This window comes from Myxococcus sp. NMCA1, from assembly GCF_026810205.1.
Lineage (GTDB): Bacteria > Myxococcota > Myxococcia > Myxococcales > Myxococcaceae > Myxococcus > Myxococcus xanthus_A.
Window position 1 is genome coordinate 8,736,874 of sequence record NZ_CP113950.1, and the last position, 25,087, is coordinate 8,761,960.

General features: G+C 70.3%; 24 protein-coding genes. 11 read left to right on the forward strand and 13 right to left on the reverse strand.

Translation table 11 applies throughout. The features are described from left to right. Window position 1 precedes the first annotated feature (1 nt). From OZ403_RS36220 to OZ403_RS36230, 3 genes are read right to left on the reverse strand one after another with little or no spacing between them, the layout of a single operon-like run. The gene (locus OZ403_RS36220; RefSeq protein WP_237080023.1) at window positions 2-1,918 is read right to left on the reverse strand and encodes an ATP-binding protein; all 1,917 of its coding nucleotides are present in this window, start codon (window positions 1,916-1,918) and stop codon (window positions 2-4) included. Continuing rightward, window positions 1,908-3,890 carry a PAS domain S-box protein gene (locus OZ403_RS36225; protein WP_268782897.1) on the reverse strand — a complete coding sequence of 661 codons (1,983 nt, stop codon included), beginning with the start codon at window positions 3,888-3,890 and terminating at the stop codon, window positions 1,908-1,910. Before OZ403_RS36225 ends, OZ403_RS36220 begins: the two co-directional genes overlap by 11 nt. A 54-nt stretch (window positions 3,891-3,944) precedes the next feature. Next, window positions 3,945-5,621, reverse strand: coding sequence for a right-handed parallel beta-helix repeat-containing protein (locus OZ403_RS36230; protein WP_268782898.1), 1,677 nt, complete (start codon window positions 5,619-5,621; stop codon window positions 3,945-3,947). Between the two features lie 401 nt (window positions 5,622-6,022). Here OZ403_RS36230 and queD point away from each other — a divergent pair, with 401 nt between their 5' ends. From queD to OZ403_RS36255, 5 genes are read left to right on the forward strand one after another with little or no spacing between them, the layout of a single operon-like run. Then, window positions 6,023-6,385 carry a 6-carboxytetrahydropterin synthase QueD gene (gene queD, locus OZ403_RS36235; RefSeq protein ID WP_140795758.1) on the forward strand — a complete coding sequence of 121 codons (363 nt, stop codon included), beginning with the start codon at window positions 6,023-6,025 and terminating at the stop codon, window positions 6,383-6,385. Between the two features lie 39 nt (window positions 6,386-6,424). Next, entirely contained in the window at window positions 6,425-7,174 is a 750-nt protein-coding gene (ydfG, locus tag OZ403_RS36240; protein WP_140795759.1) for a bifunctional NADP-dependent 3-hydroxy acid dehydrogenase/3-hydroxypropionate dehydrogenase YdfG, read from the forward strand. 37 nt (window positions 7,175-7,211) lie between these two features. Then, the gene (locus tag OZ403_RS36245; protein ID WP_140795760.1) at window positions 7,212-7,655 is read left to right on the forward strand and encodes a hypothetical protein; all 444 of its coding nucleotides are present in this window, start codon (window positions 7,212-7,214) and stop codon (window positions 7,653-7,655) included. Between the two features lies 1 nt (window position 7,656). Further along, a complete protein-coding gene (locus tag OZ403_RS36250; RefSeq protein ID WP_268782899.1) occupies window positions 7,657-8,781 on the forward strand; it encodes an alpha/beta fold hydrolase in 1,125 nt (374 codons plus the stop codon). Next, the gene (locus OZ403_RS36255) at window positions 8,778-9,686 is read left to right on the forward strand and encodes an alpha/beta fold hydrolase (RefSeq protein WP_268782900.1); all 909 of its coding nucleotides are present in this window, start codon (window positions 8,778-8,780) and stop codon (window positions 9,684-9,686) included. The genes OZ403_RS36250 and OZ403_RS36255 overlap by 4 nt, the downstream gene beginning before the upstream one ends. Before the next feature lie 19 nt (window positions 9,687-9,705). Here OZ403_RS36255 and OZ403_RS36260 read toward each other — a convergent pair whose 3' ends face one another. The 5 genes from OZ403_RS36260 to OZ403_RS36280 all read right to left on the reverse strand — a co-directional run bounded on the left by OZ403_RS36260 (window position 9,706) and on the right by OZ403_RS36280 (window position 13,419). Continuing rightward, on the reverse strand, window positions 9,706-10,455 hold the full coding sequence (locus tag OZ403_RS36260; RefSeq protein WP_268782901.1) for a queuosine precursor transporter: 750 nt from the start codon (window positions 10,453-10,455) through the stop codon (window positions 9,706-9,708). Between the two features lie 39 nt (window positions 10,456-10,494). Further along, on the reverse strand, window positions 10,495-11,274 hold the full coding sequence (locus tag OZ403_RS36265) for an SDR family NAD(P)-dependent oxidoreductase (protein ID WP_140800259.1): 780 nt from the start codon (window positions 11,272-11,274) through the stop codon (window positions 10,495-10,497). A gap of 30 nt (window positions 11,275-11,304) precedes the next feature. Beyond that, window positions 11,305-12,144: a dihydroneopterin aldolase gene (locus OZ403_RS36270; protein ID WP_140795765.1), complete on the reverse strand. Its 840-nt coding sequence runs from the start codon at window positions 12,142-12,144 to the stop codon at window positions 11,305-11,307. Further along, a complete protein-coding gene (locus tag OZ403_RS36275; protein ID WP_140795766.1) occupies window positions 12,141-12,866 on the reverse strand; it encodes an SDR family oxidoreductase in 726 nt (241 codons plus the stop codon). Before OZ403_RS36275 ends, OZ403_RS36270 begins: the two co-directional genes overlap by 4 nt. Window positions 12,867-12,987: 121 nt before the next feature. Further along, window positions 12,988-13,419, reverse strand: coding sequence for a hypothetical protein (locus tag OZ403_RS36280; protein WP_268782902.1), 432 nt, complete (start codon window positions 13,417-13,419; stop codon window positions 12,988-12,990). 126 nt (window positions 13,420-13,545) lie between these two features. Between OZ403_RS36280 and OZ403_RS36285 the strand changes: the two genes are divergently transcribed. Further along, window positions 13,546-14,262 carry a class I SAM-dependent methyltransferase gene (locus OZ403_RS36285; RefSeq protein ID WP_140795768.1) on the forward strand — a complete coding sequence of 239 codons (717 nt, stop codon included), beginning with the start codon at window positions 13,546-13,548 and terminating at the stop codon, window positions 14,260-14,262. A gap of 7 nt (window positions 14,263-14,269) precedes the next feature. Here OZ403_RS36285 and OZ403_RS36290 read toward each other — a convergent pair whose 3' ends face one another. After that, window positions 14,270-14,773, reverse strand: a complete 504-nt coding sequence (locus tag OZ403_RS36290; RefSeq protein ID WP_268782903.1) for a GreA/GreB family elongation factor — start codon at window positions 14,771-14,773, stop codon at window positions 14,270-14,272. Between the two features lie 105 nt (window positions 14,774-14,878). Between OZ403_RS36290 and OZ403_RS36295 the strand changes: the two genes are divergently transcribed. Then, window positions 14,879-15,553 (forward strand): dienelactone hydrolase family protein, encoded by a 675-nt coding sequence (locus tag OZ403_RS36295; RefSeq protein WP_268782904.1) that lies wholly within the window; start codon window positions 14,879-14,881, stop codon window positions 15,551-15,553. A 25-nt stretch (window positions 15,554-15,578) separates the two neighbouring features. Here OZ403_RS36295 and OZ403_RS36300 read toward each other — a convergent pair whose 3' ends face one another. Then, window positions 15,579-16,049 carry a hypothetical protein gene (locus tag OZ403_RS36300; protein ID WP_268782905.1) on the reverse strand — a complete coding sequence of 157 codons (471 nt, stop codon included), beginning with the start codon at window positions 16,047-16,049 and terminating at the stop codon, window positions 15,579-15,581. A 266-nt stretch (window positions 16,050-16,315) separates the two neighbouring features. Between OZ403_RS36300 and OZ403_RS36305 the strand changes: the two genes are divergently transcribed. Continuing rightward, a complete protein-coding gene (locus OZ403_RS36305) occupies window positions 16,316-16,840 on the forward strand; it encodes a hypothetical protein (RefSeq protein WP_140795772.1) in 525 nt (174 codons plus the stop codon). On the opposite strand, the gene OZ403_RS36310 is transcribed toward OZ403_RS36305, so the two are convergent. Both OZ403_RS36310 and OZ403_RS36315 read right to left on the reverse strand, forming a co-directional pair. Next, the gene (locus OZ403_RS36310) at window positions 16,782-19,568 is read right to left on the reverse strand and encodes an Lnb N-terminal periplasmic domain-containing protein (protein WP_268782906.1); all 2,787 of its coding nucleotides are present in this window, start codon (window positions 19,566-19,568) and stop codon (window positions 16,782-16,784) included. The two genes, OZ403_RS36305 and OZ403_RS36310, sit on opposite strands and share 59 nt — an antisense overlap. Continuing rightward, window positions 19,568-20,539, reverse strand: coding sequence for a hypothetical protein (locus OZ403_RS36315; RefSeq protein ID WP_268782907.1), 972 nt, complete (start codon window positions 20,537-20,539; stop codon window positions 19,568-19,570). The genes OZ403_RS36310 and OZ403_RS36315 overlap by 1 nt, the downstream gene beginning before the upstream one ends. A 226-nt stretch (window positions 20,540-20,765) precedes the next feature. Between OZ403_RS36315 and OZ403_RS36320 the strand changes: the two genes are divergently transcribed. From OZ403_RS36320 to OZ403_RS36330, 3 genes are all read left to right on the forward strand, one after another. Next, entirely contained in the window at window positions 20,766-21,113 is a 348-nt protein-coding gene (locus OZ403_RS36320; RefSeq protein WP_090487659.1) for a hypothetical protein, read from the forward strand. A 447-nt stretch (window positions 21,114-21,560) separates the two neighbouring features. Continuing rightward, entirely contained in the window at window positions 21,561-22,571 is a 1,011-nt protein-coding gene (locus tag OZ403_RS36325) for a helix-turn-helix transcriptional regulator (RefSeq protein WP_237080027.1), read from the forward strand. Continuing rightward, on the forward strand, window positions 22,568-23,737 hold the full coding sequence (locus OZ403_RS36330) for a metallophosphoesterase (protein WP_140857622.1): 1,170 nt from the start codon (window positions 22,568-22,570) through the stop codon (window positions 23,735-23,737). Before OZ403_RS36325 ends, OZ403_RS36330 begins: the two co-directional genes overlap by 4 nt. On the opposite strand, the gene OZ403_RS36335 is transcribed toward OZ403_RS36330, so the two are convergent. Further along, the gene (locus OZ403_RS36335) at window positions 23,709-25,064 is read right to left on the reverse strand and encodes a thioredoxin family protein (protein ID WP_268782908.1); all 1,356 of its coding nucleotides are present in this window, start codon (window positions 25,062-25,064) and stop codon (window positions 23,709-23,711) included. The two genes, OZ403_RS36330 and OZ403_RS36335, sit on opposite strands and share 29 nt — an antisense overlap. Window positions 25,065-25,087 lie beyond the last annotated feature (23 nt).

The window sequence follows — 25,087 nt, forward strand, 5'->3', positions numbered from 1 at the left end:
CTCAGCCCTGCTGGAGCGGCAGGCGCACGATGAAGGTGGTGCCCTCGCCCATGGTGCTCTCCACCGTCAGCCGGCCACCGTGGTTCTCCACGATGCCCTGGCAGATGGAGAGCCCCAGGCCGGTGCCCCTCCCTTCCGGCTTGGTGGTGAAGAAGGGCTCGAAGATGCGCTGCAGGTGCTTGGACTCAATCCCCGTGCCCGTGTCGCGCACCTTCACCACCGCGTCCTGCCCGTCACGGCCCGTGGCCAGGATGACGGAGCCTCCCGGCGGCATCGCGTGGCACGCGTTGGTGATGAGGTTGACGAACACCTGCACCAGGTTGGCGCGCACGGCGGACAGGGGTGGCAGTTCGCTGTACTCGCGATGGATGCTGACGCGCGCCTGGGCCACCACGTGCTCACAGAAGCCCACCGCCATGTCCACGACGGCGTTGAGCTGCACCCGCTCCGGCCGGTCCTGCGCCGGGCGCGCGTAGCTGACCAAGTCTCGCGTGAAGCGGAGGATGCGGTGGCTGCTCTCCAGGATTTTGCGCAGCTTCTCCTGGTCCGCCGGGTTGGCCCCCGGCGTCATCCGCGAGCGCTGGAGCAGCGCGTCCGCGTACGTGGCCACCGCCGTCATCGGGTTGTTGATTTCGTGCACCACGCTGGCGGCGAGCTGACCGATGGAGGCCAGCTTCTCCGCGTGGATGATGCGCTTCTCCAGCTCCTTCACCACCGTGATGTCCTGACCGATGGCGATGACGCCTTCCACTTCCCCGTGCTGGGAAAGCTTGGAGGAGGTCGCGAAGGAGACGCGCACCTCCGCTCCGCTGCTCGTCATCAGCCGTGTCTCGAAGCTGTTCACCGGCTCGCCGCGAATCGCCGCGGCGATGAGCTGGTTGAGCCGCAGGTGCTCGCTCTCCGGGATGAGCGAGAAGAAGTCGCGGCCCAGCACCTCTTCCTTGCCGAAGCCGGTGAGCGCGCTCAGCGCCTGGTTGAAGACGACGACCTGCTTGTCCCGGTTCGCCACCAGGATGAGGGCGTTGGCCTTCTCCAGCAGGTCCTCCAGGTACTTGCGGACGAACGTCAGCTCATCGATGAGCTTCGCGTTCTTCACCGCCACCGCCACCTGGTTGGCGAGCTGGAGCAACACGCGCTCGTCATGCGGAACGTCGGAGACGAAGTCCGCCGGGTACTCCATGTTGATGGCGCCGAAGAGCTGCCCGCTGGCCACCAGCGGCGCGCTCACGCCATGGGTGCTGTCCTGGAACAGCAGCGGGACTTCGCCCAGCACCACCACGCGGTCCACGGGCAGGGACGCGCGGTCCAGGCTCGTCTTCTCCACCGCGCGCTCCATCAGCACCAACGGCTCGTGCGCGCCTTCCTTCAGCCGCCCCTCCGCGTAGAGCGACGTGAGGCCGCCCGTCCGCGAGTCGGTGATGCGGATGCAGAACGAACGCCCGGGGAACAGCTCCTTCACGCCGCGCGCCACCGCGGCGACCAGCTCCTCCTCGCCGCCGGCCTCGGCCACGCTGCGGCCCAGGTCCAGCAGCACGCCTTCGGTGCGCGCCTGCTCCAGAAGGGCCCGCTCCGCCACCACCAGCCGGTTGCGAGACAGCTCCGGCTCGTTGCGCGCGCGGACGGCCACCACGTCGCCCCGGCGGGACAGCGTCAGCACCACGCCGGGCAGGTCGGGCAAGAGCTCCACGTCGCAGCTGGCGCCATCCGCCGGCACGCTGGCGCCGGACAGGGTGCGCGCCACTTCCTCCACGGACGCGTGCTGGTCGGCGCAGAAGCGGCGGAAGGCGTCGTTGACGGCGACCAGGCGCAGGGCCGGGTCGCACATGGCCGCGGGGGCGTCGAGCGCCTCGAACAGGGCCTGGAAGGACTCGGGGGCAGGGCCGCCGGCGATGCGCACGGCTCGGGTCTCAGTCTTCATGGGAGGTGGCCTTGTCCAGGTCGAGAATCTGTTGCGCCCCCATGTAGGACTTCGTCTCGTAGCGGGTGATCTTCCCAATCTTCCGGACGATTTCCGCCATGCGCTCCGCCTCGCGGTAGATGATGTCCACCGGCTTCCAGGCGAAGTCGTCTTCCTTCAGCTTCCGCTTCAGCAGCTCGGCGTAGCCCATCACCGAGGTGAGCGGCTGGTTCAGCTCGTGCGCGGCGGTGCCAGCGAGCGCGACGATGACCGCGCTCTTCTCGCTCTCCTCCAGCCGCGTCTCCACGTCGGACAGCTTGCGCTCCAGCTGCATGCGCGCGCGCATGTCCGTGAAGATGCCCACGCTGAACACCTCACGCCCCCCTTCGTAGACGATGGAGGCCGTCAGGTTCACCGGCACCCGCTCACCGGAGCGGTGCACCAGCTCCTCCCGGATGAGGGACAGCCGGCCCTTGCCGCCGTGCTCGGGCGCCCGAATCATGGCCATCACCCGCTTCGCCACGCCCGGCGGATAGAGCTGGTGCACGGAGAGGCCGCCGCCCAGGGCCTCCTGCGCGGTGTAGCCGCACAGCGCCTCCGCGCCCTTGTTGAAGAGGATGATGCGCCCCTTCAGGTCGGCCGCGATGATGGCGTCCACCGACGAGTCGATGAGCCGCTCCAGGAAGTCCTTCGTCTGGAGCAGCTCGTCCTCCAGCCTTCGCGCGTCCGTGACGTCGCGGAAGGAGAGGATGGTGGCCGCCTCCTCGTCACGCAGCGGCGCCGCGGACATGGACAGCGTCAGGCGGCGCCCCGTGCGGGTGCACACCTGCACGTCCGCGCCGGAGCGGGCCTCGCCGCGCGCGGCGGTGGTCACCAGCTCCATCAGCACGTTCTCATCCACCGGCTGAGTCACCTGGTGCAGGTGGCGGCCCCGCGCGTCGGGGGCGTCCACGTCCAGCATGGCCGCGCCGGACGGATTCAGCGACAGCACGCAGGCCTTGTCGTCGAGGATGGCCACGCCTTCACTGACGTGCGCGAAAAAGAGCTGGTACGGCTTGAACGAGGCCGCCTGCTCCTCCGCGGCCAGGCGGGCCGTCTTCTCCGCCTCCGTCTGCCCGCGCACGGACTGGAGCACGGACGCGTTGCGCAGGGCCACCGCGGTGGCGTGCGCCACGGTGGTGAGGAAGTCGATTTCCCGAGGCGTGAAGGTGCGCCGCCGTCCCGCCGCGCGCAGCAGCAGCACGCCGCGCACCTGCCCGCGGATGGGCAGCGGCAGCGCGGCGATGGCGTGGATGCCCCGGGCGGCCACCGCGCGCCGCTCCACGTCCCCCAGCAACGGGTGGGTGGAGGCCTCCTGCATCACCACCGGCTTGCCCGTTCGCATCACCTCGCGAATCTCGGGGTAGCGCGACAGGTCGATGCGCAGGTCCTTGAGCGTGGGGTCATCGCTGGCGGCGACGATGATGCCCTCATCCGCGCTGCGCCCCAGCATCACCAGCGTGGCGCGCGCGATGTCCAGCTTCTCCGCCAGCCGCCGGGTGACGCCGTGCAGCAGCACCTCCACGTCGGACGTCTCCGCGTAGTCCGCCGTGAGCTCCAGGAGGAGTGCCAGGTCCTCCTGGCTGCGCGCCTGTTCCTCGCGCTCCAAGTGGCGCTCGGCGGCGCACTGGAGCCGCCAGGCCAGCTCGTGCATGGCCACCGGCGCGGTGAGGACGTCCGCCGGCTTGAGGGACTGCGCCGCGGCGAAGTGGCTTTCGCCCGGTGCCACCAGCACCACCAACGTGAGGTGGGCGGCGAGGGCGGCGTCCAGCAGGGCCTGCCCCGCGGAGAGCCCTCCCGGCGCGGTGAGGTCCACCAGCGCCAGGGAGGCCTCTTCGAGACCGCCCACCACGCGTAAACCCGCACGCGCGGCGGCCGCGGCCAGCAGCTCCCGCGCGGGTGAGTCCGAGGGCACCAGGGAGATGCCTGATACGAATTCCAGCGAGGACGGCACGTGGAGAGTGGGGTCCAGGGCAGAAGGGGCCCCCACTCTACACGCCCTGACGGCTCAGGGGCAGTCCGACTCGAAAGCGCCCTGGTCCGGGCCTGGCCCGCACCAGGTCAACCCCAGCGACAGCCCCGCGTTGAGGGCGGGCGAACCCGACCCCAGGCGGAAGTCCCCGGTGTCGATGTTGACGAAGCCAGGGGCCTTCTCCTGGGAGCGGCCGTCCAGCCCGCTCTGCGAGCGCCACTGCGAGAAGCCCATGTCCACGCCGTTCAGCCGGAAGAGGGCCGAGCCCGAATTGCGGAAGTAGAGGTTGGCGTCCACCACCGCCCCCGAGCGCCCGGGGCCGCCGCGCACCGCCACCCCACAGCCGGAGAAGACGTTGTTGCGCACATCCAGGCTGGCGCTGGCCCCGGTGTCGCCATGACCGAAGGTGAGGCACGGCCCGGGCATGTTCCAGACGGTGTTGTGGTGAACCTTCACGTTCGACGTCGTGTCCACGCGGATGCCGCTGCCCTCCTCACCGCCGCCCAGGCCGTCCCGCACCAGGTTGCGGCGGATGACGATGTTGGTGGGCGGCGAGCCCTGGCGCACCCCGCCGATGCTGATGGCGCGGCCGTTGTTGTAGAAGACGTTGTCCTCCAGGGTGACGTCCTTCGCGGACAGGTGCACCACCACGCCCTCGCCGCGCGAGGTGGATGACGTCTTGTGGCCCCAGATGATGTTGCCGCGCAGCGTGACGCGGGTGCACGTCTTCACGTCGACGCCATTCTCCCGGTTCTCGTGCAGCTCGTTGTCCTCCACCAGGAGGTTGTCGAAGGGCGTGCCGGAGATGGTGGCGCCGCCCTCGGGGCCGATGCACTGCACCGCGTCCCCGGAGTTGTGGTGGATGTCGTTGCCACGCACCACCACGTTGCGCGCCGTCGTCTGGACGATGACGCCGTGGCTGTCATCTCCGTTGCGGTTGAAGTGGGAGATGGTGTTGCCCTCGATGAGGACATCACTGGCCTTCTCACACACGTTGACGCCCGCGCCCGCGGTGCCGTTCTTCAGCGTGGAGCCGCGCAGCACGCCGTGGTGGGAACCCACGCCGCGGAACAGCACCGCGAAGGAGGCATTGCCCGCCGCGTCGATGGTGAGCCCCTCGATGCTCCAGTACGCACCGCGCACGTCCACCATGGCGGAGCCACTGCCGGACGGCTTCAGCACCGGCTTCGCGCCCGGCGCGGCCCGCAGCGTGAGCAGGTTGGACGCCGAGCCGCCCTTCTCCTCCAGCTTGAGGCGCTCGGCGTAGGTGCCCGTCTTCAGGTAGATGGCCTCGCCCGGCCGCACCAACTCCAGCGCGCGCGTCACCGTTCGCAGCGGCGCCGTCTCCGTGGCGGAAGCACTGTCACTGCCGTTGGGCGCCACCCAGAGGATGCGCGAGTACTGGGGCACGGGCTCGGGTTCAGGCGGAGGCTCCGGTTCTGGCTGTGGTTGGGGCTGGGGCTCTGGCTGAGGGGTCGGATCCGGGATGTCGACGATGACGGGTGGAGGCTCCGACGTTCCAGGGTTCGTCGTGTCGTCGTCATCGTTGGTGGGAGGTGTGCCGGGAACGGACGGGTTGCCCGTCGACGGCGTCTCGCTGGAGCCCGGAGGTGAGCCACTTTCCTGGGTGAGCTCCCCCTTCCCATTGCAGGCCAACAAGGACAGCAGGGCAGCGGAGCAGAGGGCCGTGGACCACGGCGAGCGGTTGCGCATCCTGGCGGACTCCTGGTGTGGGTCGCGGCGCGGGAGGCGCTCGCGAGGACGGCCGCCAATTCCGAGCCCCGCGCTGTTCATTCCCTCCGAGCGCGGCAACCCCTGCCTGCCGGGACGTAGAGGGAGGAGACAGGAAACGTGGTTTCGCGGGGTTGGGACGGATGCTCCGCTTCACCGACAGGTGGGCCTTCACGGGGAGCTGAAGTGTGATGTGTGCAACGCGCGCGGGAATATTCCCGGGGATTTTTCACACAGAGCGAAGGGCCGAGCCGGGCGTCCCCGGGCGCGTGGGCGCGCGGCGGGGCGAGACATGCCGGTGTTTCAGGGAGGCAGGGCGTACCTTGACGTCGGGAGGAACGCGCGGGATATGAGCCGCCTTCCACCCGCTGTCAGGAGACACCTTGGACATCTTCAAGGAATTCACCTTCGAGGCCGCGCACCGGCTTCCCAACGTGCCGCCTGGGCACAAGTGCAGCCGGCTTCACGGCCACAGCTACCGGGTGGAAGTCCACGTGCGTGGCCCGGCGGGCGAGCAGTCCGGGTGGGTGATAGACTTCACCGACATCAAGGATGCCTTCGAGCCCCTGCGGCTGAAGCTGGACCACTACTACCTCAATGAGGTGGAAGGTCTGGAGAACCCCACCAGCGAGAACCTGTCGCGGTGGATCTGGAAGCGCCTGCGTCCGGGCCTGCCCCTGCTCAGCCGGGTGGTGGTGCGTGAGACGTGCACCAGTGGCTGCATCTATCAAGGCGAAGACGACTGAGCCGGACCCTCGCGGGGCTGGCTCCACGAGGGGACTGCCATGAACGTTCTGATTACCGGGGCCACCGCAGGATTCGGTTTGGCCATTGCTCGCCGCTTCATCCAGGACGGCGCGCGCGTCATCGCCTCCGGGCGGCGCACCGAGCGGCTGGAGGCCCTGCGCGCGGAGCTGGGCGAGCGGGTGCTCCCCCTGACGCTCGACATCACGGACCGTGAGGCCGTGGAGCGGGCCATCCGCTCGCTGCCGGCGGAGTTCGCCGAGGTGGACGTGCTGGTCAACAACGCGGGCCTGGCGCTGGGGTTGGACCTGGCGCAGTCGGCGCGCGTGGAGGACTGGGACACGATGGTGGACACCAACGTGAAGGGCCTCCTGTACTGCACGCACGCGGTGCTGCCCGGCATGGTGGCGCGCAACCGGGGCCACGTCGTCAACATGGGCTCTGTGGCGGCGGAGTGGCCCTACCCGGGCGGCAACGTGTACGGCGCCACCAAGGCCTTCGTGCACCAGTTCAGCCTCAACCTCCGCGCGGACCTGCACGGCACCGCCGTTCGCGTGACGGACATCGAGCCCGGCCTGGTGGGCGGCACGGAGTTCTCCAACGTCCGCTTCAAGGGCGACGACACACGCGCCGCGTCCATCTACGCCAACACCCAGGCGCTGACGCCCGAGGACATCGCGGACGCGGTGCACTGGGTGGCCACGCGGCCCGCGCACGTGAACATCAACGTCATGTCGCTGATGCCGGTGTCACAGTCCTTCGGACCCCTGCCGGTGAAGCGGCAGGGCTGAATCGAATCCAGGGTGCGCCTTGGGATAACCTGTCCCCATGAGTCATCCGGAACGACCGCCGCCGTCCCAGGGGCTCCTCGCCCGCGGACTGAAGCTGCTGGGCCATCTCACGCACCCTGACACGCGCACCGGCAAGGTCTTCACCCGCGCCGAGCAGGGCCTCACCCGCGCGGCCGCCAAGGTCACCGAGAGCCCCGCGTACCTGCGCGTGAGTGGCTCCCTCATGCGCCAGGGCTTCAACGCCCGCATCCGCCGCAATGGCCTGGTGGAAGGCGCGCTGCGCACCCTGCGCCTGCCCACCACCTCGGAGGTGGAGAACCTGCGCGACCAGCTCCGCCGGATGAATGACCAGGTGGAGGCGCTCGGCACCCAGTTGGAATTGGTGGTGGACCTGCTCCACCGGCAGGAAGGCGCGGAGCCCGAGCCTGAGTCCCCCGAGCCCACGCCCAAGGAGCGCGCGCCCTCCAAGCGCCGCCGCTGACATGACCGCGTCCACGCCCCAGCGTCTTCGCTCCTTCGTCACCGGCCAGGTCGAGCTGACCCGCGCCGTCGCGCACGCGCTCAAGTCGCAGCCCTTCAATCCGTACCCGTACCTCAAGCCCTTCATCGAAAGGGCCTCGGGCGTGCGCGAGCCGCCCATCAGCGCCACGCCGCACACGGTCGTGTACACGCGCGGCAGCATGCGGCTGCTGCGCTACGCGGCCCCGCGCCGGCGCCACCGCACACCCATCCTCTTCGTCTATTCGCTCATCAACCGCTGGTACATCCTCGACTTCCTGCCAGGGCGCAGCCTCATCGAGCACCTCACTCGCGAGGGCTATGACGTCTACGCCATCGACTGGGGTGTGCCAGGACAGGACGAGGAGCGGCTCACGTGGGATGACCTGCTCGGCGGACTCATCCAGACGGCGGTGCGGTGGACGCTGCGCGTGAGCAAGAGCCGGGACCTGACGCTCTACGGCTACTGCATGGGCGGCACCATGGCCCTGGCGTACACGTCCCTGTATCCCGAGGGCGTCCGCAACCTGGTGGCCCAGGCCACGCCGGTGGACTTCAGCAAGGGCGGCCTCTACACGCTGTGGACGTCCGCCAACCACTTCGACGTGGACTCACTGGTGGATGCCTACGGCAACGTGCCCACGCCGGTGCTGGAGAGCGGCTTCCTCATGGCCGCGCCGGTGCAGCGCCTCACCCGCTGGCTGGAGGTGTGCCGCCGCATCGACGACCCGGAGTTCGTCACCACGTTCCTCGCCATGGAGCGCTGGGGCGCGGACCCCGTGCCCTTCCCGGGCGAGGTGTACCGGCAGTACATCAAGGACTGCTACCAGCAGAACCTCTTCCCCCAGGGCCTCATGGAAGTGGGCGGCGAGCGCGTGGACCTGCGCCGCATCGAGTGCGCCATCCTCAACGTCATCGCCGAGCACGACACCATCGCGCTGCCGGCGATGAGCGAGCCGCTGCCCTCCCTGGTCAGCTCGAAGGACTGTGAGACGCGGCGCTACCCCGTGGGCCACATCGGCCTGTCCGCCTCCAGCAAGGGCGCGACGAAGGTGTGGCCCTCTATTTCCGCGTGGATTGGCGCGCGCTCGAAGCCGATGGAGCCATGAACGTCTCGTCCGACACTGAAGCCATGGGCGTGCAGGTCCGCGAAGGCACCGTCCACCTGCGGGATGGCCGGCGGCTCGCGTACGTCGAGTCTGGAGACTTGAGCGGCCTGCCCGTCTTCTTCATCCACGGCAATCCGGGCTCGCGCCACATGCGCCATCCGGATGACCGGCTCACCCACGCGTTGGGCGTGCGACTCATCACTCCGGACCGGCCGGGCTATGGCCTGTCGGACTACCAGCCCGGGCGCACGCTGCTCGACTTCCCCGATGACCTGGAGCAGTTGGCCAACACGCTGAGGATTGGCCGCTTCGCCCTCTTCGGCGTGTCAGCCGGTGGCCCCTATGTCGCCGCGTCCGCGTGGAAGCTGGGTGAGCGCATCACCCGCGCGGCGCTCGTCTCCGGCGCGGCGCCCCTGGCCCGGCCGGGCGCCATGGCGGGGGTGAACCGGGACTACCGCAACGCGTACACCATGGCCGCGTGGCCGGAGTGGCTGCTGCATCCATTGATGGCCATGCATGACCGGCAGGTGCGCGCCAATCCCGCGCGAGCGCTGGCGGGGCTGCGCTCCCAGGCGTCGGCGGATGACCGCGCGGTGCTCGCGGACCCGCGCATCGCCGCGCAGGTGCAGGGCTGGCGGTACGAGGCCACGCGCAAGGGCGTGGCGGGCATGCGGCGCGAGGCCCACATCCTCGCGCAGCCGTGGAACGTCCCCCTGGAGGAGATTCGGACGGAGGTGGACCTCTGGTACTGGGAGGGAGACAGCATCGTCCCGACGCAGATGGGACGGTACCTGGCGAACCGGATTCCGCGCGCGGTGCCCCGCTTCTTTCCTGGCGGCGGGCACTTCTCCATCTTCTCCCACTGGACGGACATCCTCACGCCGCTGGTGCAGCGGGGAAGCTGAGCCGCTGAGCCTCGCGCGCTCAGGCGGCGCGGGGCTGCTCTTCCGGGGTGACGGGCGGCGCGGGCGGGGCGATGGGTTCGCCATTCTCCCCTAGCACCACGGGGGCGATGCCCAGCTTGCGCTCGACGAAGGCGTGGCCCAGGTAGATGAAGGGCGTCAGGCCCACCGTGACCAGCAACTTCACCACGTAGGACGTGTAGATGATGTCGAGGATGGCGGAGTTGGGCAGCACCCCCGTCCACGCCACGTACTGCACCACCACCGTGTCGATGAGCTGCGACACCAGCGTGGAGCCCGTCGCCCGCACCCACAAGAGCCGGTTGCGCGTCAGTCGCTTGAGCCCGTTGAAGATGGCGATGTCGCAGAACTGGCCCGCCAGGTACGCAATCATCGACGCGACGAGGAAGCGCTGTGAGCCGGCGAAGACGTTGTTGAACGAGCCCTCCACCGCGCCCGTGAAGTCCGGCGCACGCGTCAGCGGCGCCCACGGCACCTGCACGGCAATGGCAATCACCACGAACGCGAAGATGGCCATGAAGAAGCCCACCCACGTCACGAAGCGGGCCGCCTTCTTCCCGTAGAACTCGTTGAGGATGTCCGTGAGGAGGAACGTCACCGGGAAGGGCAGCATGCCGATGGACATCACCGCCACCACCGGCCCCACCTTCGCCTCGAACAGCTTCACGCTGATGATGTCGCCCACCACCAGCGAGGTGACGAACACCCCCACCAACACCACGAAGAGCTGAAACCGTCTGTCGAGGAGCATCCCGTCGTTCTTCTGAGCCGAGGCCACGTCATACCGCGCTCACTCCCGCAGCAGTAGCCCTCCATCCAGCACCAGCTCGGAACCGGAAATCCACGACGCGCCCAGCAGGTAGCGCACCGCCTCGGCTACGTCCTCGGGGCGCCCCAGCCGTCCGAGCGGATGCAGCGCCCGCAAGCCCGCAAGCTGGGCATCCTGCCGCCGCGTGTACTCGGGCTCGGACAGCGGCCCCTCGCCGGGAGCCAGGCGCACCTCGCGCACCATGTCCGTCTCCACCACGCCCGGCAGCACCGCGCTGGCACGCACGCCTCGCGCCGCACCCGCCAACGCCAGCACCTTCATCACCTGAAGGAGTCCCGCCTTCGCCGCGCTGTACACCGCGCTGGTGACGACGGGCCTCGTGGCCAGCGTGGACGCGATGAACACCTGCGCCCCACCCGGCTCCAGCACCTCCAGTGCCTGCTCGCCCAGCCGCAGCGGCGCGATGAGGTTGACCTCGAGCTGCGCGCGCAGCGCGTCCTCGCCGATGTGGCCCGGCGGCTGGTGCACCACCTGCCCCGCGCTGTGGACGAAGCCGTCCAGCCCTCCCAGCAACCCGGCGGCACGGCGAAGCAGACCCTCGCGGGCTTCCAGCGAGGCCAGGTCACACGGCAGCGCGAAGGCCTGTCCCGGCCATGCTGTCGTCAGCGACTCCAGCACCTCCGCGCGCCGGCCCACCACCACCACCTGCCCCCCCGCGCGCAGCAGGGCCTCCGCCACCGCGCGGCCAATACCCGTCCCACCGCCAGTGACGAGCACCTTGCGCGTGCCCACCTCACGCATGGAAGGCGCTCCTTGAAGACACGGCCCCGCTCACGGTTGGTGCTCCGCGGGAGAGCCCGGCGCCGCGGGCTCATCCAGCGGGTAATAGGAGTGGCCGGTGACGGGCAGCAGACCCTCCGGCGGCGGCTCGGTCTCCACCTCGTCCGACGAGATGAAGCCCGGCCTGTCCACACAGAGCACCGTCTGCTCCGTGGATGAAGGGTTGTCGTAGCGGTGCAGGAAGCCGCGCGGCCAGTGGAAGGCCATGCCCCGGGCCACCGGCTTGAACTGCAGCAGCAGCCCCGAGCCCAGCACCAGCTCGCTCTCCTCCATCTGCTGGTGCACGTGCGTGGGGATGCAGCCTCCCGGCTTCACCCGCAGCCGGTAGACGCCATAGCCCGCGCCCTCGTGGATGATGTCCACGCGGCCAAAGCCCTTCTCCTCCCGGCCGTACACCATCTCCGCGGCCGTCCGGTGAATCTGGAGCGACGGCACCGCCAACCCGCCCAGCGCCAGCGGCTTCGTCACCCGCACCGTGGCAGAATGGACCTGCGCGCGCGGGACGTCGTCGGTGGGCGGCGCCAGCACGTAGCGGCACACCGTCTCGACGGCGGACTCCAGCAGTTCGAAGCGGCAGGCCTCCAGCAGGAAGCGCAGCTCCCCCGCGAGCCGGCCGTAGTTCACCGTGTGCGCCAGCCTGCCTCCCACCGCGGCGGCGCGAGTGTCCAGGAACAGGGCCACGTCCAGTCGCAGCGGCTGGGCCGCGATGCGCTCCCTGTTGAAGATGCCCACGATGCAGTCCACCGTGAGGCCCCGCAGCTCGATGACGTCCAGCGGGCGGCCGTCCGGCGTCGTGACGACGGGGGGATGGAATGCGTGTTCGGCGCTCATAGCTGTGCGCTCCTGCCGCCATCGACGGCGATGACCTGCCCGGTGATGTACGGCGCCTCGCGGGCGAGGAAGACGACGGTGCGGGCGATGTCCTCGACGTTGCCCTCGCGCCCCATGGGGATGCGGCGCAGCACCGCGTCGCGGGCCTCGGCGTCGAAGTCCTCGGGGAAGGCCACCGTGCCGGGCGACACGGCGTTGACCCGGATGTGCGGGGCCAGCTCCACCGCCAGCGCGCGGGTGAGCATGATGAGGCCCGCCTTGCTCACCGAATAGTGCGCGTAGTGGCTCACCGGCCGCTCCCCACCGACGTCGGTGAGGTGCACCACCAACGGGTCCTTGCCGGCGCGCAACGCGGGGAGCAGGGCCTGGGTGAGGAAGAAGGGCGCGTCCAGGTTCACCGCCATCATGGTGCGGTACTGGTCGCGGGAGATGGCGGCGAAGTCGGTGCGCTCGAAGAGGCCCGCGTTGTGGACCACCACGTCCAGCGCGGGCCACGCCTCACGCACTTGCGCGGCCAGGGAGTCCACTGCCTCCGGGCGGCTCAGGTCGGCGGCGTGCAGGGTGACGCGACGGCCGAGGCCTCGGAGTTCGTCCGCCAGTGCTTCCAGCGGCTCAAGGGAGCGGTTCGCATGGAGCGCCAGGTCATAACCCGCGCGCCCAAGCGCCCGAGCCACCGCGCTGCCAATGCGGATGCCAGCCCCGGTGATGAATGCGGTCGCCATGCGGCGCATTCAGTAACAGGCCCGGCGGGGAAAGGCACTGCGGACCTGCTGCCACGAGGCGCGCCGGGCTACCCCCGTATCCCGGCGCGCCCGCGGCGCGGTCCCCCGTGATTCGAATCGTCTAGCGGCGGCCGGCGCTGGCCATGTGCACCCGGCCCGGAGCGTAGGTCACCCACACCCACTCCTGGACCGGCTCGTAGCGGGCCGGCACCCAGCGCTGCTCGTAGAAGCCCCCGGTGCACCGGGTCACCCGCGAGCGGCGGTTGTTCCGCTCGCGGCACACCTCGGGGACCCACACTTGCTCGTAGCGGCCCTGCACCCAGCGGTTCACCGTCTGCAGTTCGTAGCGGCCGCGAGCGTGCGGCGGCGGCAGCGGCGCGGGTCCCGGGTGGCGGCGAGCGTCCACGTGGACACCGAAGTTGCCGCCGCGGCCGTCATGCCGGTGCTGCTGGGAGAACCGCGACTTCTCGTTGTCGTCCTTCGCATGCGCGGCCGTGGAGCCGAGGAACATCATTCCGAAAGCCAGCACCGCGAAACCCGTCTTGAGCGCCATTGTCGTCCTCCTCCATCGTCCTGCTTGAACCTTCTGACGGGGCACCCCACGGAACATTCAATGCCCAATACCGGCCGCATTTTCAGAGGGAGGGGCCGGTGTGGGTGCGATACACCCCGAGACACCATGTTCCACCGCAAGGGCCCCACCCTCCGGGAGCTGGCCGCGCAGGCCCTCACGTCCGTCGAGCACGGCTACGACCTGCTCGCGCCCAAGTTCGAGTACACGCCCTTTCGCACGCCAGACGCGGTGCTCGAGGCCGCCATTGCCCAGTTGGGCGCGCCCGGAAGCGTGAGCAGCGCGCTGGACGTGTGCTGCGGCACTGGCGCGGCCATGCGCTTCCTACGCCCGCTCGCGCGGGAGCGCGTGGTGGGCTTCGACCTCAGCCAGGGCATGCTCGACGAGGCCCGCCAGCAGCTCGCGCAGGCGCCGGGCGCCGCGGCGTTGGAGTTCAGCCAGGGCGATGCGCTGGCGCTTCCCTTCGACGGCGCGTTCGACGTCGTCACCAGCTTCGGCGCCTTCGGTCACATCCTCGAAGAGGACGAGCCGAAGCTCGTGCGTGGCGTCGCCCGCGCGCTGCGTCCCGGAGGCCGCTTCCTCTTCGTCACCGCGCACCCGCCGTCGAAGCTCCGTCCGGGCTACTGGATGGCCAAGGGCTTCAACGCCGCCATGCGCGCGCGCAACGCGTTGTGGAAGCCGCCCTTCGTCATGTACTACCTGACGTTCCTGGTGCCCCGCGCCCGCGCGCTGCTCGAAGCGGAGGGCTTCACCGTCGAGGTGCGCGACGGCCTGATGCCGGAGCCCTTCTCGGTGCTGAGCACCGTCATCGCCACCAGGCGCTGAGCCCGGCTCAGGACGCGGCGTAGTCCACGGCCGTCACCGTGAATTCCACGGGGCCGCGGGGGCGCTCCACCACCACGGACTCGCCCACCTCCTTGCCCAGCAGGGCCCGGGCCAGGGGCGACTCCACGCTCAGCCGCCCCGCCTTCACGTCGGACTCGTCCGGCCCGACGATGCGGTAGCGCACCGGGCCGCCGTCCTCGTCCTCCAGTTCCACCCAGGCGCCGAAGAAGACGCGGCCGGCCTGCGAGGCGTCGGGCTCCACCACCCGCACCTCCTCGAGTACCGCCGCCAGCTCCTGCGCGCGCCGCTCGCGCTCCTTGCGGCGCACGCCCGCCTCCAGCTCCGTGAACTCACCCGCCTTGGGGTCCGGCCCCTGCGCCGCCGCCAGTTCCTCCTGGAGCGCCCGGTAGCCCTCCGGGGTGATGTAGCGCTTCTCCCCGGAGGACGCGCGTGGACGGACGGGCATCACGCTGTCGTCGCCCGAGTCCTCCTTCGTGAATGCCTTCGACATGCCGGTCCTCTGTCGCCAAGCGGGCACGGCGGCGGGTTCGCTCGCGCGTTCGCGGAATCGGCCGTTAAGCTGCGCCCCCTTCCACGACCTAGCAAGGGTGAAGCCATGACAGGACAGACGCAGCTCATCGGCAAGCAGGGCCAGGCACTGGCGGGCTATCTGAGTGAATCCCCGAAGGGCGACGCGCCCGGAGCGGTGGTGCTCATCCACGAGTACTGGGGCCTCAACGGCCACACGCGCGACGTGGCGGACCGGCTGGCGCGTGAAGGCTTCACCGTCTTCGCGGTGGACCTCTACGAAGGTCGCGTGACGAAGGACGCCAACGAGGCGAACGCGATGCTGAAGTCCCTGGACTGGGGCAAGGCCACGGCGGACCTGCGCGCCGCGGTGGAGGCGCTGCGCGCGCGAAAGCCCGGCACCAAGGTGGCCATCATGGGCTTCTGCATGGGCGGCGCGTTGACGTTGCTGGCCGCCGCGAATGAGCCGGGGCTCGACGCCGCCGTGCCCTTCTACGGCATTCCGCCGGAGGAGGCCGCCGACGTGTCGCGCATCCGCGCGCCCGTGCTTGGGCACTACGCGACGAATGACGAATGGTGCTCGCCCGCGCGGGTGGACGTGCTGGAGCAGAAGCTGAAGAGCGGCGGCGTCTCCACGGAGATTCACCGCTACGACGCACAGCACGCCTTCTTCAATGACACGCGTCCGGAGGTCTACTCACCGGACAACGCCGCGAAGGCGTGGCAGCGCACCGTGGACTTCCTCCACGCGAAGCTCGGCTGAGCCTCGCGCGGAAGAGAGAACGGACTCAGTTGCTGGTTTCAGGCGCCGCGGCGGGAGCCTCCGTCGCCGGCGTCTCCGGCACGGCGGGAGCCTCGGGGGTCGCGGGGGCAGCAGGGGCCTCCGCAGCCTCGGGCGCGGCGGCATCCGTCGCGGGCACCACCTGCAGGCGGTAGCTCCGAACGCCCTTGGGCAGCACGACCTCCACCAGCGGGTTCTCCTTCAGCAGCGCCGGCGTCACGTCGAAGGACACCCGGCCATCCTCGTCCGTGATGTAGGACTCGCGCGAACGGGAGTCCTCGCCCCAGAGCACCTTGGCGCCCTTCACGGGCTGGTTGGTGTCCGAGTCCAGGACGATGAGGTCCACCAGGGTGCCGGCCGTCACCGAGGAGCCCGCGGGCTGGACGACGTCGCGATAGAACGGACGCTGCGCGACGCAGGCGGCCAGCAGGGAGGAAGAGGCAAGGGCAAGGGTCAGCAGTTTGCGGCGAAAGCTCATGGAAAATTCCGTACGGGCAGGGATGGGGGTGCTGCCGGGCGCGGCAGCATAGCCGGAGGCCACCGTCCGCCAAGTCCGGCGCGCATCTTCGGGCGCCCCGACTCCGGTATCCAGGGACTCCGCGAGTATTCCGGAGGGGGAATTCCAGCGCCCGGCAGGTGGCCCGCCCCTCGATGCGGCCAGCGGCCCTTCCGCACACCCGCTGGCGTCACAAACTCATGACCATCAAGCACACGTTGATTTGCCCCCGAGGGAGGTAGCCAGACATGCCCGAGCGCATCCTGACGCAGGACCCGGAGAAGGCCCTCGCCGGTCCCAAGCCGCGCTACGAGTACGTCCGCCGGGAGATTCCCGCGGACCTGACCTTCAAGCCAGACACCATCAATCCGGTCCACAACCGGTTCATCGTGAGCACGCTGGTGATGGCGTTCACCAGCCTGGCCCTGTTCTTCCTGCCCATGTTCAACGGGCTCCTGGCCGGCACCTTCGGCGGATTCCACGCGCGAAGGATGCCGCGCGCGCTCGGCGCGGCCGCCCTCTCCTCCGTCGCGGTGCCCGCCGCCCTCGCCTTCTTCCTCTTCATCGGTTCGGCGACCCAGGGTCACATCTTCTACGGCCTGGGCTTCTGGGGGTACACGGCGCTCTACGTCATCGGACTCTTCATCGGCGCGGTGACGGGGGCCATCAGCCACCCGTTCTGGACGAGCTACAGAATCGGCGAGCCCGCCTCCGTCAGCGCACCTCGAACCCGAGTGCCAGACGCCGCTCCGCCGAGCCGGCCAACCACGTAGAAGGCGACAGGGCTTCCCAGTGGGGCGTGGGCGAAATCGCCCCCTCCCACCGGACCTGCGCGCGGGGCGTGAGGAGCACGCCGAAGGGCCCCACGCGCCCCAGCCACATCTCCACTTGAAGCGCCGCGCCCGCCTCGTGGGTGAAGTGAGTGTCCCCCACCCGCCAGGTGGGCGCGTAGGCCGCCTCCAGCCGCACCGCGTTGGCGCCCGAGCCGAACAGCCCCATCCGGTGAGTCAGTGACAGGCGAGGTCCCGCGGCCGGCGTCAGCACATCCCGGTTCCAGTGCACCGCGGCCAGGCCGCCCACGCCCACCGTGGTGAAGCGCGAGAAGCGCGCGTCCTCGTCCAGCACCACCAACGCCTCCGCCTGCACCGACGCGCGATAGCGCAGCAGGCGCGCGTCGCTCGACGCCACGCGGGCCTCGGCACCCCAGCCGAGCGAATCCCAGAAGGAGTCACGGAATTGGGGAAGCTCGCGCAGCAGCGTGCGGTAGCCCAACAGCGTCAGGTCCGAGGCCACCACCTTGGGCAGCCCCCAGCGCGGTAGGAGAAACAGCTCGCCATCGAGCACCCGCAGCTCACTGCTCGGCTGGAAGCCGTGGAGTCGCGCATCGCCCAGCGCCTCGGCCATGCCCGCGGTGCGTAGCCCCACCAGGGGCCGGGCCGCTGCCCCTTCGGGAAAGTCCACGCCCAGGGCCACCATCACGCGCCCCGCTCCGGACTCCCGCAGCGCGCCTTCCGCCCAGGCCGTCTCCGCCGCCACCTTGTGGCGCCGGTCTGCGTGCAGGAAGGCCACCGGGTCCACGGTCGCCAGCAAGCTGTCATTGAGCGTGCCCTGCACGTCGGTGGCACGGTGGAAGGTGGCCTCGGTTCGCTCGGCCCACACCAGCGTCCGCAGCTCCTCGGGTGTGGGTGGACGGCGCTCCGCGGAGGCCAGCGCGTCCTTCAGCAGGGTGGCGCGGTCCAACACCGCGAGCCTCCGCTGAAGCGCGTCCTCGGTCTCGAAGACGCGCTGGCGCTCGGCCGTGCCGGCCCGGGCCGAGCCCGCCACCGACACATTTACCGCGAGCATCCGCTCGCGCTCGATTCGCAGGCGCTCGCCGTCGGCACGGTCCACCGCGGCGCGCTCCACCCGCACCGCGTGCGCCACGTAGGCATGCAAGTGCGCGCGGACCGTGTCGCGGGACGCCGTCTTCGCCGAGTGCATCAGCGCGGCCACCACCCCGGGCAGGTCATCATAGGCCTGGGCGCGGACCTGCGGCTCCGGCGACTCCAACCGGGCATGCACACCCCGGAGACGCGCGAGTTCATCTGCGCCGACATGTCCGGCCAGCGCGTCCAGTGCCTCCTTCTTTGCCGAGTGCGCACGCACCGCGCGATCCCCAGTGGACTCGAACGCATCCGGGATGTGCTCCAGGAGGGAGGACATCTCGCCCCCTGGCTCCTCCACCTGCACCCGGGCCAGGGTGTCCAGCGTGGCGGTGGGCAGGACCCAGAGCGTGCCGGGAGGACGCAGCTCCCGCCCACCCTCCAGCGCGCCGTTGAGCAGGAAGACGAGCGCGCTCGCGCAGTTGTCCGTGAAGAAGTAGTAGCCCATGTACCCACGGCGCTCGAGCTCCCACACCCGCTCCAGCATCCGCGCATCCTCGCCGGGCCTCAGGCGCAGGCGGAAGCGGCGGATGGAGCGCTGCTCCAGCTCCAGCGCCTCGTGGGACAAGTCGCCCATTGTCCCCGTGAGGAAGACGGTGTCGTAGGCCCCCGTCATTCCCTTCACCACGTAGCCCAGGCCCTTGGACTCCATGCCTGTCAGCGCCACCAGTTGCACCACCCGCTCGAAGGCGGGCCCTCGTGGCACCTCGCCCTCGTGCCACACCGGGCGCAGAAGCAGGTGTCCGAAGAGGGACTCCGGCTGACGGCCAGTGGAGGCCACCAGCAGCACCTCGAAGTGCGACAGGGACTCCAACTCCGCCCAGGCTTCGAAGGCGGGGCAGTCACCGCGCGGCGGCAGCGTGCCCAAGCCCGACGCTTCCAACTGCTCCGTCAGCGCACGGGCCTTGGAGAACTCCTGACAGCGGACGTGGTCATCCACCGGCAGCGCGTCCGCGCGCAGGGACTCCACGGGCACGAGCAGTTCCTCGGCGAACGTCACCCAATCCAACGAGGCGCTGCGCTGGCCCATGGCGCGGCTGAAGGCTCCGGCGTAGCGAAGGCGGACCTCCTCCTTCCACACCAGGGGCCGCTCGAAGGGCTTCATCCAGCCCGACAGCCGGCGCCAGGCCGGGGTGCCGCTCCAGCCTTTCGCGTCATCCCAGCGCTGCATCACCGCGTGCACCACCGCGCGCCGGCGCCACAGCCGCTCTGACTCCGCGTCCGTCAGCCGAGACAGGCGCAACGTGGCACGGCGCTCGTCCGATGGGGCGTACTGGTAGAGGTGGAACCGCGCGCGGCCCTCCGTCCAGTCGGGACGCGCAGGGGAGCCATCGCCCACGCCCAGCGGCGCGGCCTCCGCGTGCAGCACCAACTCCAGAGGACCTCCGGGTGGACGCCGCATCGCCGGAGGCAGGGCCTCCAGTCCCGCCTCCACCTCTGTCACCAGGTCCGCGTTGGCTGCTGCGGCGCCCCGTAGCACCACGCCCGCCTGCTCAAGCGCGTGGACGCGCAAGGCCAGGGCATCTTCGGCGTGCACCGGCAGCGCGAAGACGAGCGCGAGCAGCCGCAGCCAGCGCATCAGTGCGCCACCGTCGCGGTGCCCTCCTGGGCCGGTGCCGCGAGGAACGCGCGGCGATCTTCCTCCAGCTGCGGCTCGGCCCGCGCCAGCTCTCCCACCCGCTCCAGCCACGCGAGCGCGCGGTCCGGCGTGAGGGTGCTCGCCTCGGCCATCTCGAGCAGCTCCTTCCGGTTCGCGCGCAGCACGCGCCCGAAGAGGCCCAGGTGCTCACGCCGGATGCGCGCCGCCGCCGCCAGGTCCTCCACCGTCGGCCCCGCTCCCAGGGCGAGGTCCTCACGAAGCTGGTGCGTGCGCGCCCGCAGGTACACCTGGGCCGCGCGGCCCGCCTCTTTCGGAGACACCCCTCGGCGCCGCTCCGCCGCGGCATACGCCTGCCAGATGATGATGCCGAGCCCCACCACCAGCGCGGCCACCGTCACCGAGGACGCCACGTCGTTGTTGTTCGACTGGCTGCTGTTGTTGCTGCGGGAGCGCGACGCCTCACCGTCCGCCTTCTCCGTTCCCGCGGAGCCCTCACTCGCGCCGCCTTCCTCACTGGAGCCACTCGACTCCGACCGGCTGGAGCCCTCTTCACCAGAGCCGCTCGACTCCGACTGACTGGAGCCCCCCTTACTGGAACCGCTCGACTCGGAGTGGCTCGTGCCCTCTTCACCAGAGCCGCTCGACTCCGACCGGCTGGAGCCCTCTCCACTGGAACCGCTCGACTCCGACTGGCTGGAGTCGCCCGAGCCCTCCGACGATGCACCTGAGTCCGACTGGCTCGACTCACCCGAGCCTTCGGACGAAGCAGCGGAATCGGACCCTTCGGATGAAGCAGCGGAGTCGGAGCCCTCGGACGACGCGGCCGAGTCGGAGCCCTCTGAAGCGCTCATGCCGCCTCCGGGCCCCAACGCCGCGGGCGCCCTGCAACCGGAGACCGTCATCACCACTGCCATGCACAACGCGCGCTTCACGGACTTCTTCGTCTTCATCGAACGCATTTCCAGGTGTCCATCCGTTCTTCACGTGGGCCGGCCGTCGCACGGTGGAACAATCCATTGGCAGCCTAGCCAGCAGCGTGCCGAGCGGAAGGATGTTGCGATTTCACGCCTTTACGCACGACACCACGCGGCATGCCGCGAAGCCCACGAACCGAAGGTGCGTTACGCGCTACGCGCTCGGTGAGCACCTTTCCCAGGAACAGCCACGGAGTAAGCCATGACCCTGGGACTCGCGATTCTCGGACTCTTCACGGCGCTGCTATCCATGGCGGCCATCTTCCCCGTCCAGGAGCCAAAGTGGTTCGGCTTTGGCGTCATGGCGGCCGCCTTCTGCGCCCTGGGCGGTGCTTTCAGTCCGCCCCACCTGCGCACGGCCATGCCCTGGGGCGTGGGCACGGCGCTCGCCATCTGGGCCCTGGTGGGCCTGGGCACGGGCGCCATCAGCGCCTGGCTGGGCTGGGCTGCACTGGCCCTGGGCATGGCCTACCTGGGCCTGGGCATGCTTCATTTCCTGCGCAGGGTGGTGCCCCCCGGGCGCCTGCCTCGCTTCCTGCATGTCCCATGAGGTCTGGTGGGCCCACAAAGGCAGCCATCCTCGCGGGTTGGAGTGCGGACGCCAGGCGTGCGGGAAAGGAGCGGCGCACCGGGCACCCGAAACCGAGCGCCCGGCGCGCGCTCACAGTTCACCGCGGCGGCCCTCCCCCCCGGGGGCCAACATGAGAGTGTTCCGCCACTGCCCCGTGTCCGGCTATCGGGGAAATCCCTGGGTCATTAAAAACCCAGAACGTTTGAAAGCCAAGAAGCCCCTGTGGGGACAATTCTAAACGTTCAAGACGCGAGTGAAGGAGGGTCAGGGACTGGGCGCAAACCCTGACGGGCGTATACTTCCAAAACCGTGATTCGTTTGAATTCCGAGGAGCAAGGCCTGCTGACGGACCTTGAGGCAATGCTCGTGGAGGCCGAGCCCGGGACAGAATCCCTGCCCCCGGTGCTAGGCGCTTTACGAGAGGCTTTGCGGGCCGAACGTGCCGTCGCCTATGGCGTGGACGTAGGTCCCGAGCGCTACCACGCGAGCTACTCCTATTGCGCGGGCTTCCCACTCCCCGCCGCGACAGTGCATGCGGCCATTGAGAGCCAGGTGTCTGCCTGGGGAGACCCATGGGGTTGGTTCAATCCCGCCCGGCCCGAGCCCGCGCAGCGCAACCGCGCGCTGCATTTCCGCTCGCTGACGGAAACCGAGTCAGCCCGCCAACTGCCGCTGCATGACTTGTCGGCCAGCGAGGTGGGGCGCCGGCTGGGCATGAGCGAGGAATCGCTGGAGAGCACCCGGGAGCGCATCAGCGCCCGCTCCGCGGCGATGTTCCGGCAGCTCGGCGTGGAGAACATGCAATGGCTGCGCACGCTCGTCTGTGATGGGCCGGTGCTCCTGGGCTGGGTGGGCCTGGCCCGCGCCGAGCCCTTCACCGAGCGCGAGCAGCGCCTGCTCCAGGCCCTGACGCCCGCGCTCCAGCGGCGGCTGACCATGGAGACGCGGCTGCGCGAGTCGGGCCTGATGTCCACGGCGCTGCAGGTCGCCATGGAAGCGCTGGGGCGCGCCGCCTGGATTGTCAGCTCCAGTGGCCGCGTGGTGCACGCCAACAACGCCGGGCGCGCGCGGCTGGAACGGCATGACCCGGAGCTGATGGAGTCCCTGCGCCGGGGCGCCCAGGGCATTCCCTGCTCCGGCCCGCTGACCATGACGCCGCTGCTCACCACCGGCCTGCCACCGCACTACCTGGCCATCGACACCGGCACCGCGTCCAGCGCCGCCGCGCGCGTGCAGGCGCTGTCGGCACGCTGGTCGCTCACCGCTCGCGAGTCCGAGGTGCTGACACACATCATCCAGGGCGAGACGAACAAGTCCATCGCCGGCCGGCTGGGCTGCGCCGAGCGCACGGTGGAAGTCCACGTCACGCATCTGCTAAGCAAGGCACGGGTGGAAAGCCGCTCGGCGCTCATCGCCCGGTTCTTCCAGAGCTCGTGAGCAAGACGTCATCCATCCAGGCCACGCTCGCGCGGGCCGCCGAGGCCGCGGCGGAGGCACCGCGCTCCGTCCCAGCGGAGGACCATGTCTGGCGGCGGCGGCTCGTCATGGGGGACCCTCAGGCCGACCTGGACCAGGTCCTGGCCATCCTGGCGAACCACGGACTGCTGACCGGCGAGGGCTGGCTTCGCTCCGACGTGCAGCTCATCTCGGTGGGAGACCACTTCGACTGGGGCAAGCCCCCCGAACGTGAGTCCGCCGCCGCCAGTGGGCTGGCGCTGGTGGCGTGGCTGGCCGCCCACCCGGCGAACCAGACGGTGATGCTGCTGGGCAACCACGACCTGGGGCGAGTGGGTGAGCTGGCCGGCTTCACGGATGCGCGCTTCGCCGAGGCCCAGGCCGAAGCGGACCGCCTCTACCAGGGAGGCGCTACGGACGAAGCGGCGGAGCAGGCGTTCCTCGCGCGCTGGCCCGAAGTTCCTTCCGCGGAGCTGGTGGCCCGCGACTTCGGCAACTTCCGCGAGCTGCAGCGCGCCTGGGTGGAGCACCTGCTGCGGGTGAAGCGCTTCCGCGTGGCCCACGCCGCGGCCCCTGACCTGCTGGTGCTGCACGCGGGCGTCACGCAGGAGGACCTGGACGTGACGCGCCTGCCTCCCGCCCAGCGCGAGGACGCGAACCAGGTGGCGGCGGCGCTGAACGCGGCCCTGGATGCGGCGGTAGCGGGCTGGACTCGAGGCCCGCTCGTCATTCCGGGACTGCACCACCCAGGCAACGCGGCCCAGGGCGAGGGCACGGGCATCTTCTACCAGCGCCCCAGCCTGCTGCCCGAGGACGCCGAGCGGGTGCGCGGCACGCCCCGGCGCCGCTTCGACCCGAGACGCCTGCCCACGGGCCTGACGCAGGTGGTGGGCCATACCCGCGACAAGCGAAGCCGCGCGATGCTGGGGCTGCCCCCCATCGGCGCCCGCGACGGCGTGCTTCGGCATCTCGTCACGGATGGAACGCGCGTGGACTACGCCCACGGCGCGCCGCCTCCGCCAGCACCCGGCACCGCGATGCTGGTGCTCACCGACGGAGCCATGTGCGAGTGCCAGGCCCCGGACTACGAGCTGTTCGACCTGGACACCCGCGCGGCGGCTATTGCGCCGAGGCCTGAAGACCGCTGAGCTTCTTCTCCAGCCCGGCCACCTGGCGTGGCGACACCTGAGAGGCGGGCAGCGACTTCGCGAAGGTGATGGCCTCCTCCAGCGTCTTCACGGCGGACGCTGTGTCCTTGCGCGCCACGAGGATGTCCGCGCGGCCCGACAGCACCGACAGCCGCCGCGCCCCCTGGACCCGCGCCAGGGCACGGTCGCTGGCGGCGAGCGCGTCATCCAGCCGGCCGACGAGCCGGTACAGCGTCGAAAGGCGCGCGGGCGGGTTGTAGTCCTGGGGCAGGTCCTTCTCGCTCTGCTCGAGCGCGGGAATCGCCCGGGCGGGCGTCTCCAGCTTCATGGCCGCGAGCATGCGATGCGAGTCGAACACCGTCCGCGCCTGGGGATTGGGCGCCTTCGCGGCCTCGGCCTCCAGGAACGCCAGCCACTCCTCCGACAGGGCCTTCACGGCCGCCGTGTCCTTCGCCGCCTCGCGCGCCTGCACGCGCACCTCGTACAGGCCAGAGCGGTCGTCCGCGGACATCTCGATGGCCGGGGGCGCCAGCGCCTCGGCCACCTTGGCCTCCAGGCCGCCGCGCAGCTCCGCCCCCGCCGCGTGGTCCTCCGGCAGCGACAGCACGCAGTACATGCCCAAGAGGGCGCCATTGGCCCAGGACAGCGAGCGGGGCGTCTTCGGGAGTTCCTCCAACGCCTTGCGCGCGCATGCCTCGTGCTGCTTCGCGCCGTACATCGCCGTCAGCAGCGACTCCACCGCGCGGCCCCGGCGGGACCAGTCCGCGGGCGCTTCGACCAGGGCCTCCGCGAGCGTCTCCGCGGCTTCGGCCGAGCGCCCCTCCGCATAGAGCGCGTCCCCGCGAGCCAGCAGGGCCTCGGCGCCAGTGACGCCGCCCTTGTACGCGCGCTCACCGTCCTCGAAGAGCTTCTCCAACTGCGCCACGGTGGCGCTGCCGGCGAAGCGCAGCAGGGCCTTCTCCTGGCGCGGGTCGATGACATACAGCGTGGGCCAGAACTCCACCGGGTACTGCTCCTGGAACGCCGCGTTCGACGTCAGGTCGGTGTTCACCTCCAGCCACACGAAGCGGTCCGAGTGCCGGGCCAGCGACGCGTCGGACAGGACGTAGGCCTTCATCGACCGGCACGTGTGACACCAGGGCGCCCAGACGTCGACGAAGAGGGGGAGCCCCTTCGCCTGGGCCTCGGCGAGCGCGCGGGCGTAGTCATCCTCGATGAAGGGCAACGGGCCCTTGGCGTGAGACGCGTCGGACGCGGGGGCATTCGTGTTCGCGGCGGTGCAGGCGACGAGCCCCGACAGGAGCAGGCAGGCGGCGAGAAGGCGCATGGGCTCACCCTACCGCGCTCCAC

Coding starts and splice junctions, on each gene's coding strand:
- OZ403_RS36335 (WP_268782908.1), bottom strand. CDS start 25,064: ATGCGCCTTCTCGCCGCCTGCCTGCTCCTGTCGGGGCTCGTCGCCTGC.
- OZ403_RS36260 (WP_268782901.1), bottom strand. CDS start 10,455: ATGCTCCTCGACAGACGGTTTCAGCTCTTCGTGGTGTTGGTGGGGGTG.
- OZ403_RS36300 (WP_268782905.1), bottom strand. CDS start 16,049: ATGAGCTTTCGCCGCAAACTGCTGACCCTTGCCCTTGCCTCTTCCTCC.
- OZ403_RS36250 (WP_268782899.1), top strand. CDS start 7,657: ATGACCGCGTCCACGCCCCAGCGTCTTCGCTCCTTCGTCACCGGCCAG.
- OZ403_RS36320 (WP_090487659.1), top strand. CDS start 20,766: ATGACCCTGGGACTCGCGATTCTCGGACTCTTCACGGCGCTGCTATCC.
- OZ403_RS36285 (WP_140795768.1), top strand. CDS start 13,546: ATGTTCCACCGCAAGGGCCCCACCCTCCGGGAGCTGGCCGCGCAGGCC.
- OZ403_RS36275 (WP_140795766.1), bottom strand. CDS start 12,866: ATGGCGACCGCATTCATCACCGGGGCTGGCATCCGCATTGGCAGCGCG.
- OZ403_RS36305 (WP_140795772.1), top strand. CDS start 16,316: ATGCCCGAGCGCATCCTGACGCAGGACCCGGAGAAGGCCCTCGCCGGT.
- OZ403_RS36245 (WP_140795760.1), top strand. CDS start 7,212: ATGAGTCATCCGGAACGACCGCCGCCGTCCCAGGGGCTCCTCGCCCGC.
- OZ403_RS36290 (WP_268782903.1), bottom strand. CDS start 14,773: ATGTCGAAGGCATTCACGAAGGAGGACTCGGGCGACGACAGCGTGATG.
- OZ403_RS36270 (WP_140795765.1), bottom strand. CDS start 12,144: ATGAGCGCCGAACACGCATTCCATCCCCCCGTCGTCACGACGCCGGAC.
- OZ403_RS36310 (WP_268782906.1), bottom strand. CDS start 19,568: ATGCGCTGGCTGCGGCTGCTCGCGCTCGTCTTCGCGCTGCCGGTGCAC.
- OZ403_RS36315 (WP_268782907.1), bottom strand. CDS start 20,539: ATGAAGACGAAGAAGTCCGTGAAGCGCGCGTTGTGCATGGCAGTGGTG.
- OZ403_RS36255 (WP_268782900.1), top strand. CDS start 8,778: ATGAACGTCTCGTCCGACACTGAAGCCATGGGCGTGCAGGTCCGCGAA.
- OZ403_RS36265 (WP_140800259.1), bottom strand. CDS start 11,274: ATGCGTGAGGTGGGCACGCGCAAGGTGCTCGTCACTGGCGGTGGGACG.
- OZ403_RS36280 (WP_268782902.1), bottom strand. CDS start 13,419: ATGGCGCTCAAGACGGGTTTCGCGGTGCTGGCTTTCGGAATGATGTTC.
- OZ403_RS36230 (WP_268782898.1), bottom strand. CDS start 5,621: ATGCGCAACCGCTCGCCGTGGTCCACGGCCCTCTGCTCCGCTGCCCTG.
- ydfG (WP_140795759.1), top strand. CDS start 6,425: ATGAACGTTCTGATTACCGGGGCCACCGCAGGATTCGGTTTGGCCATT.
- OZ403_RS36295 (WP_268782904.1), top strand. CDS start 14,879: ATGACAGGACAGACGCAGCTCATCGGCAAGCAGGGCCAGGCACTGGCG.
- OZ403_RS36220 (WP_237080023.1), bottom strand. CDS start 1,918: ATGAAGACTGAGACCCGAGCCGTGCGCATCGCCGGCGGCCCTGCCCCC.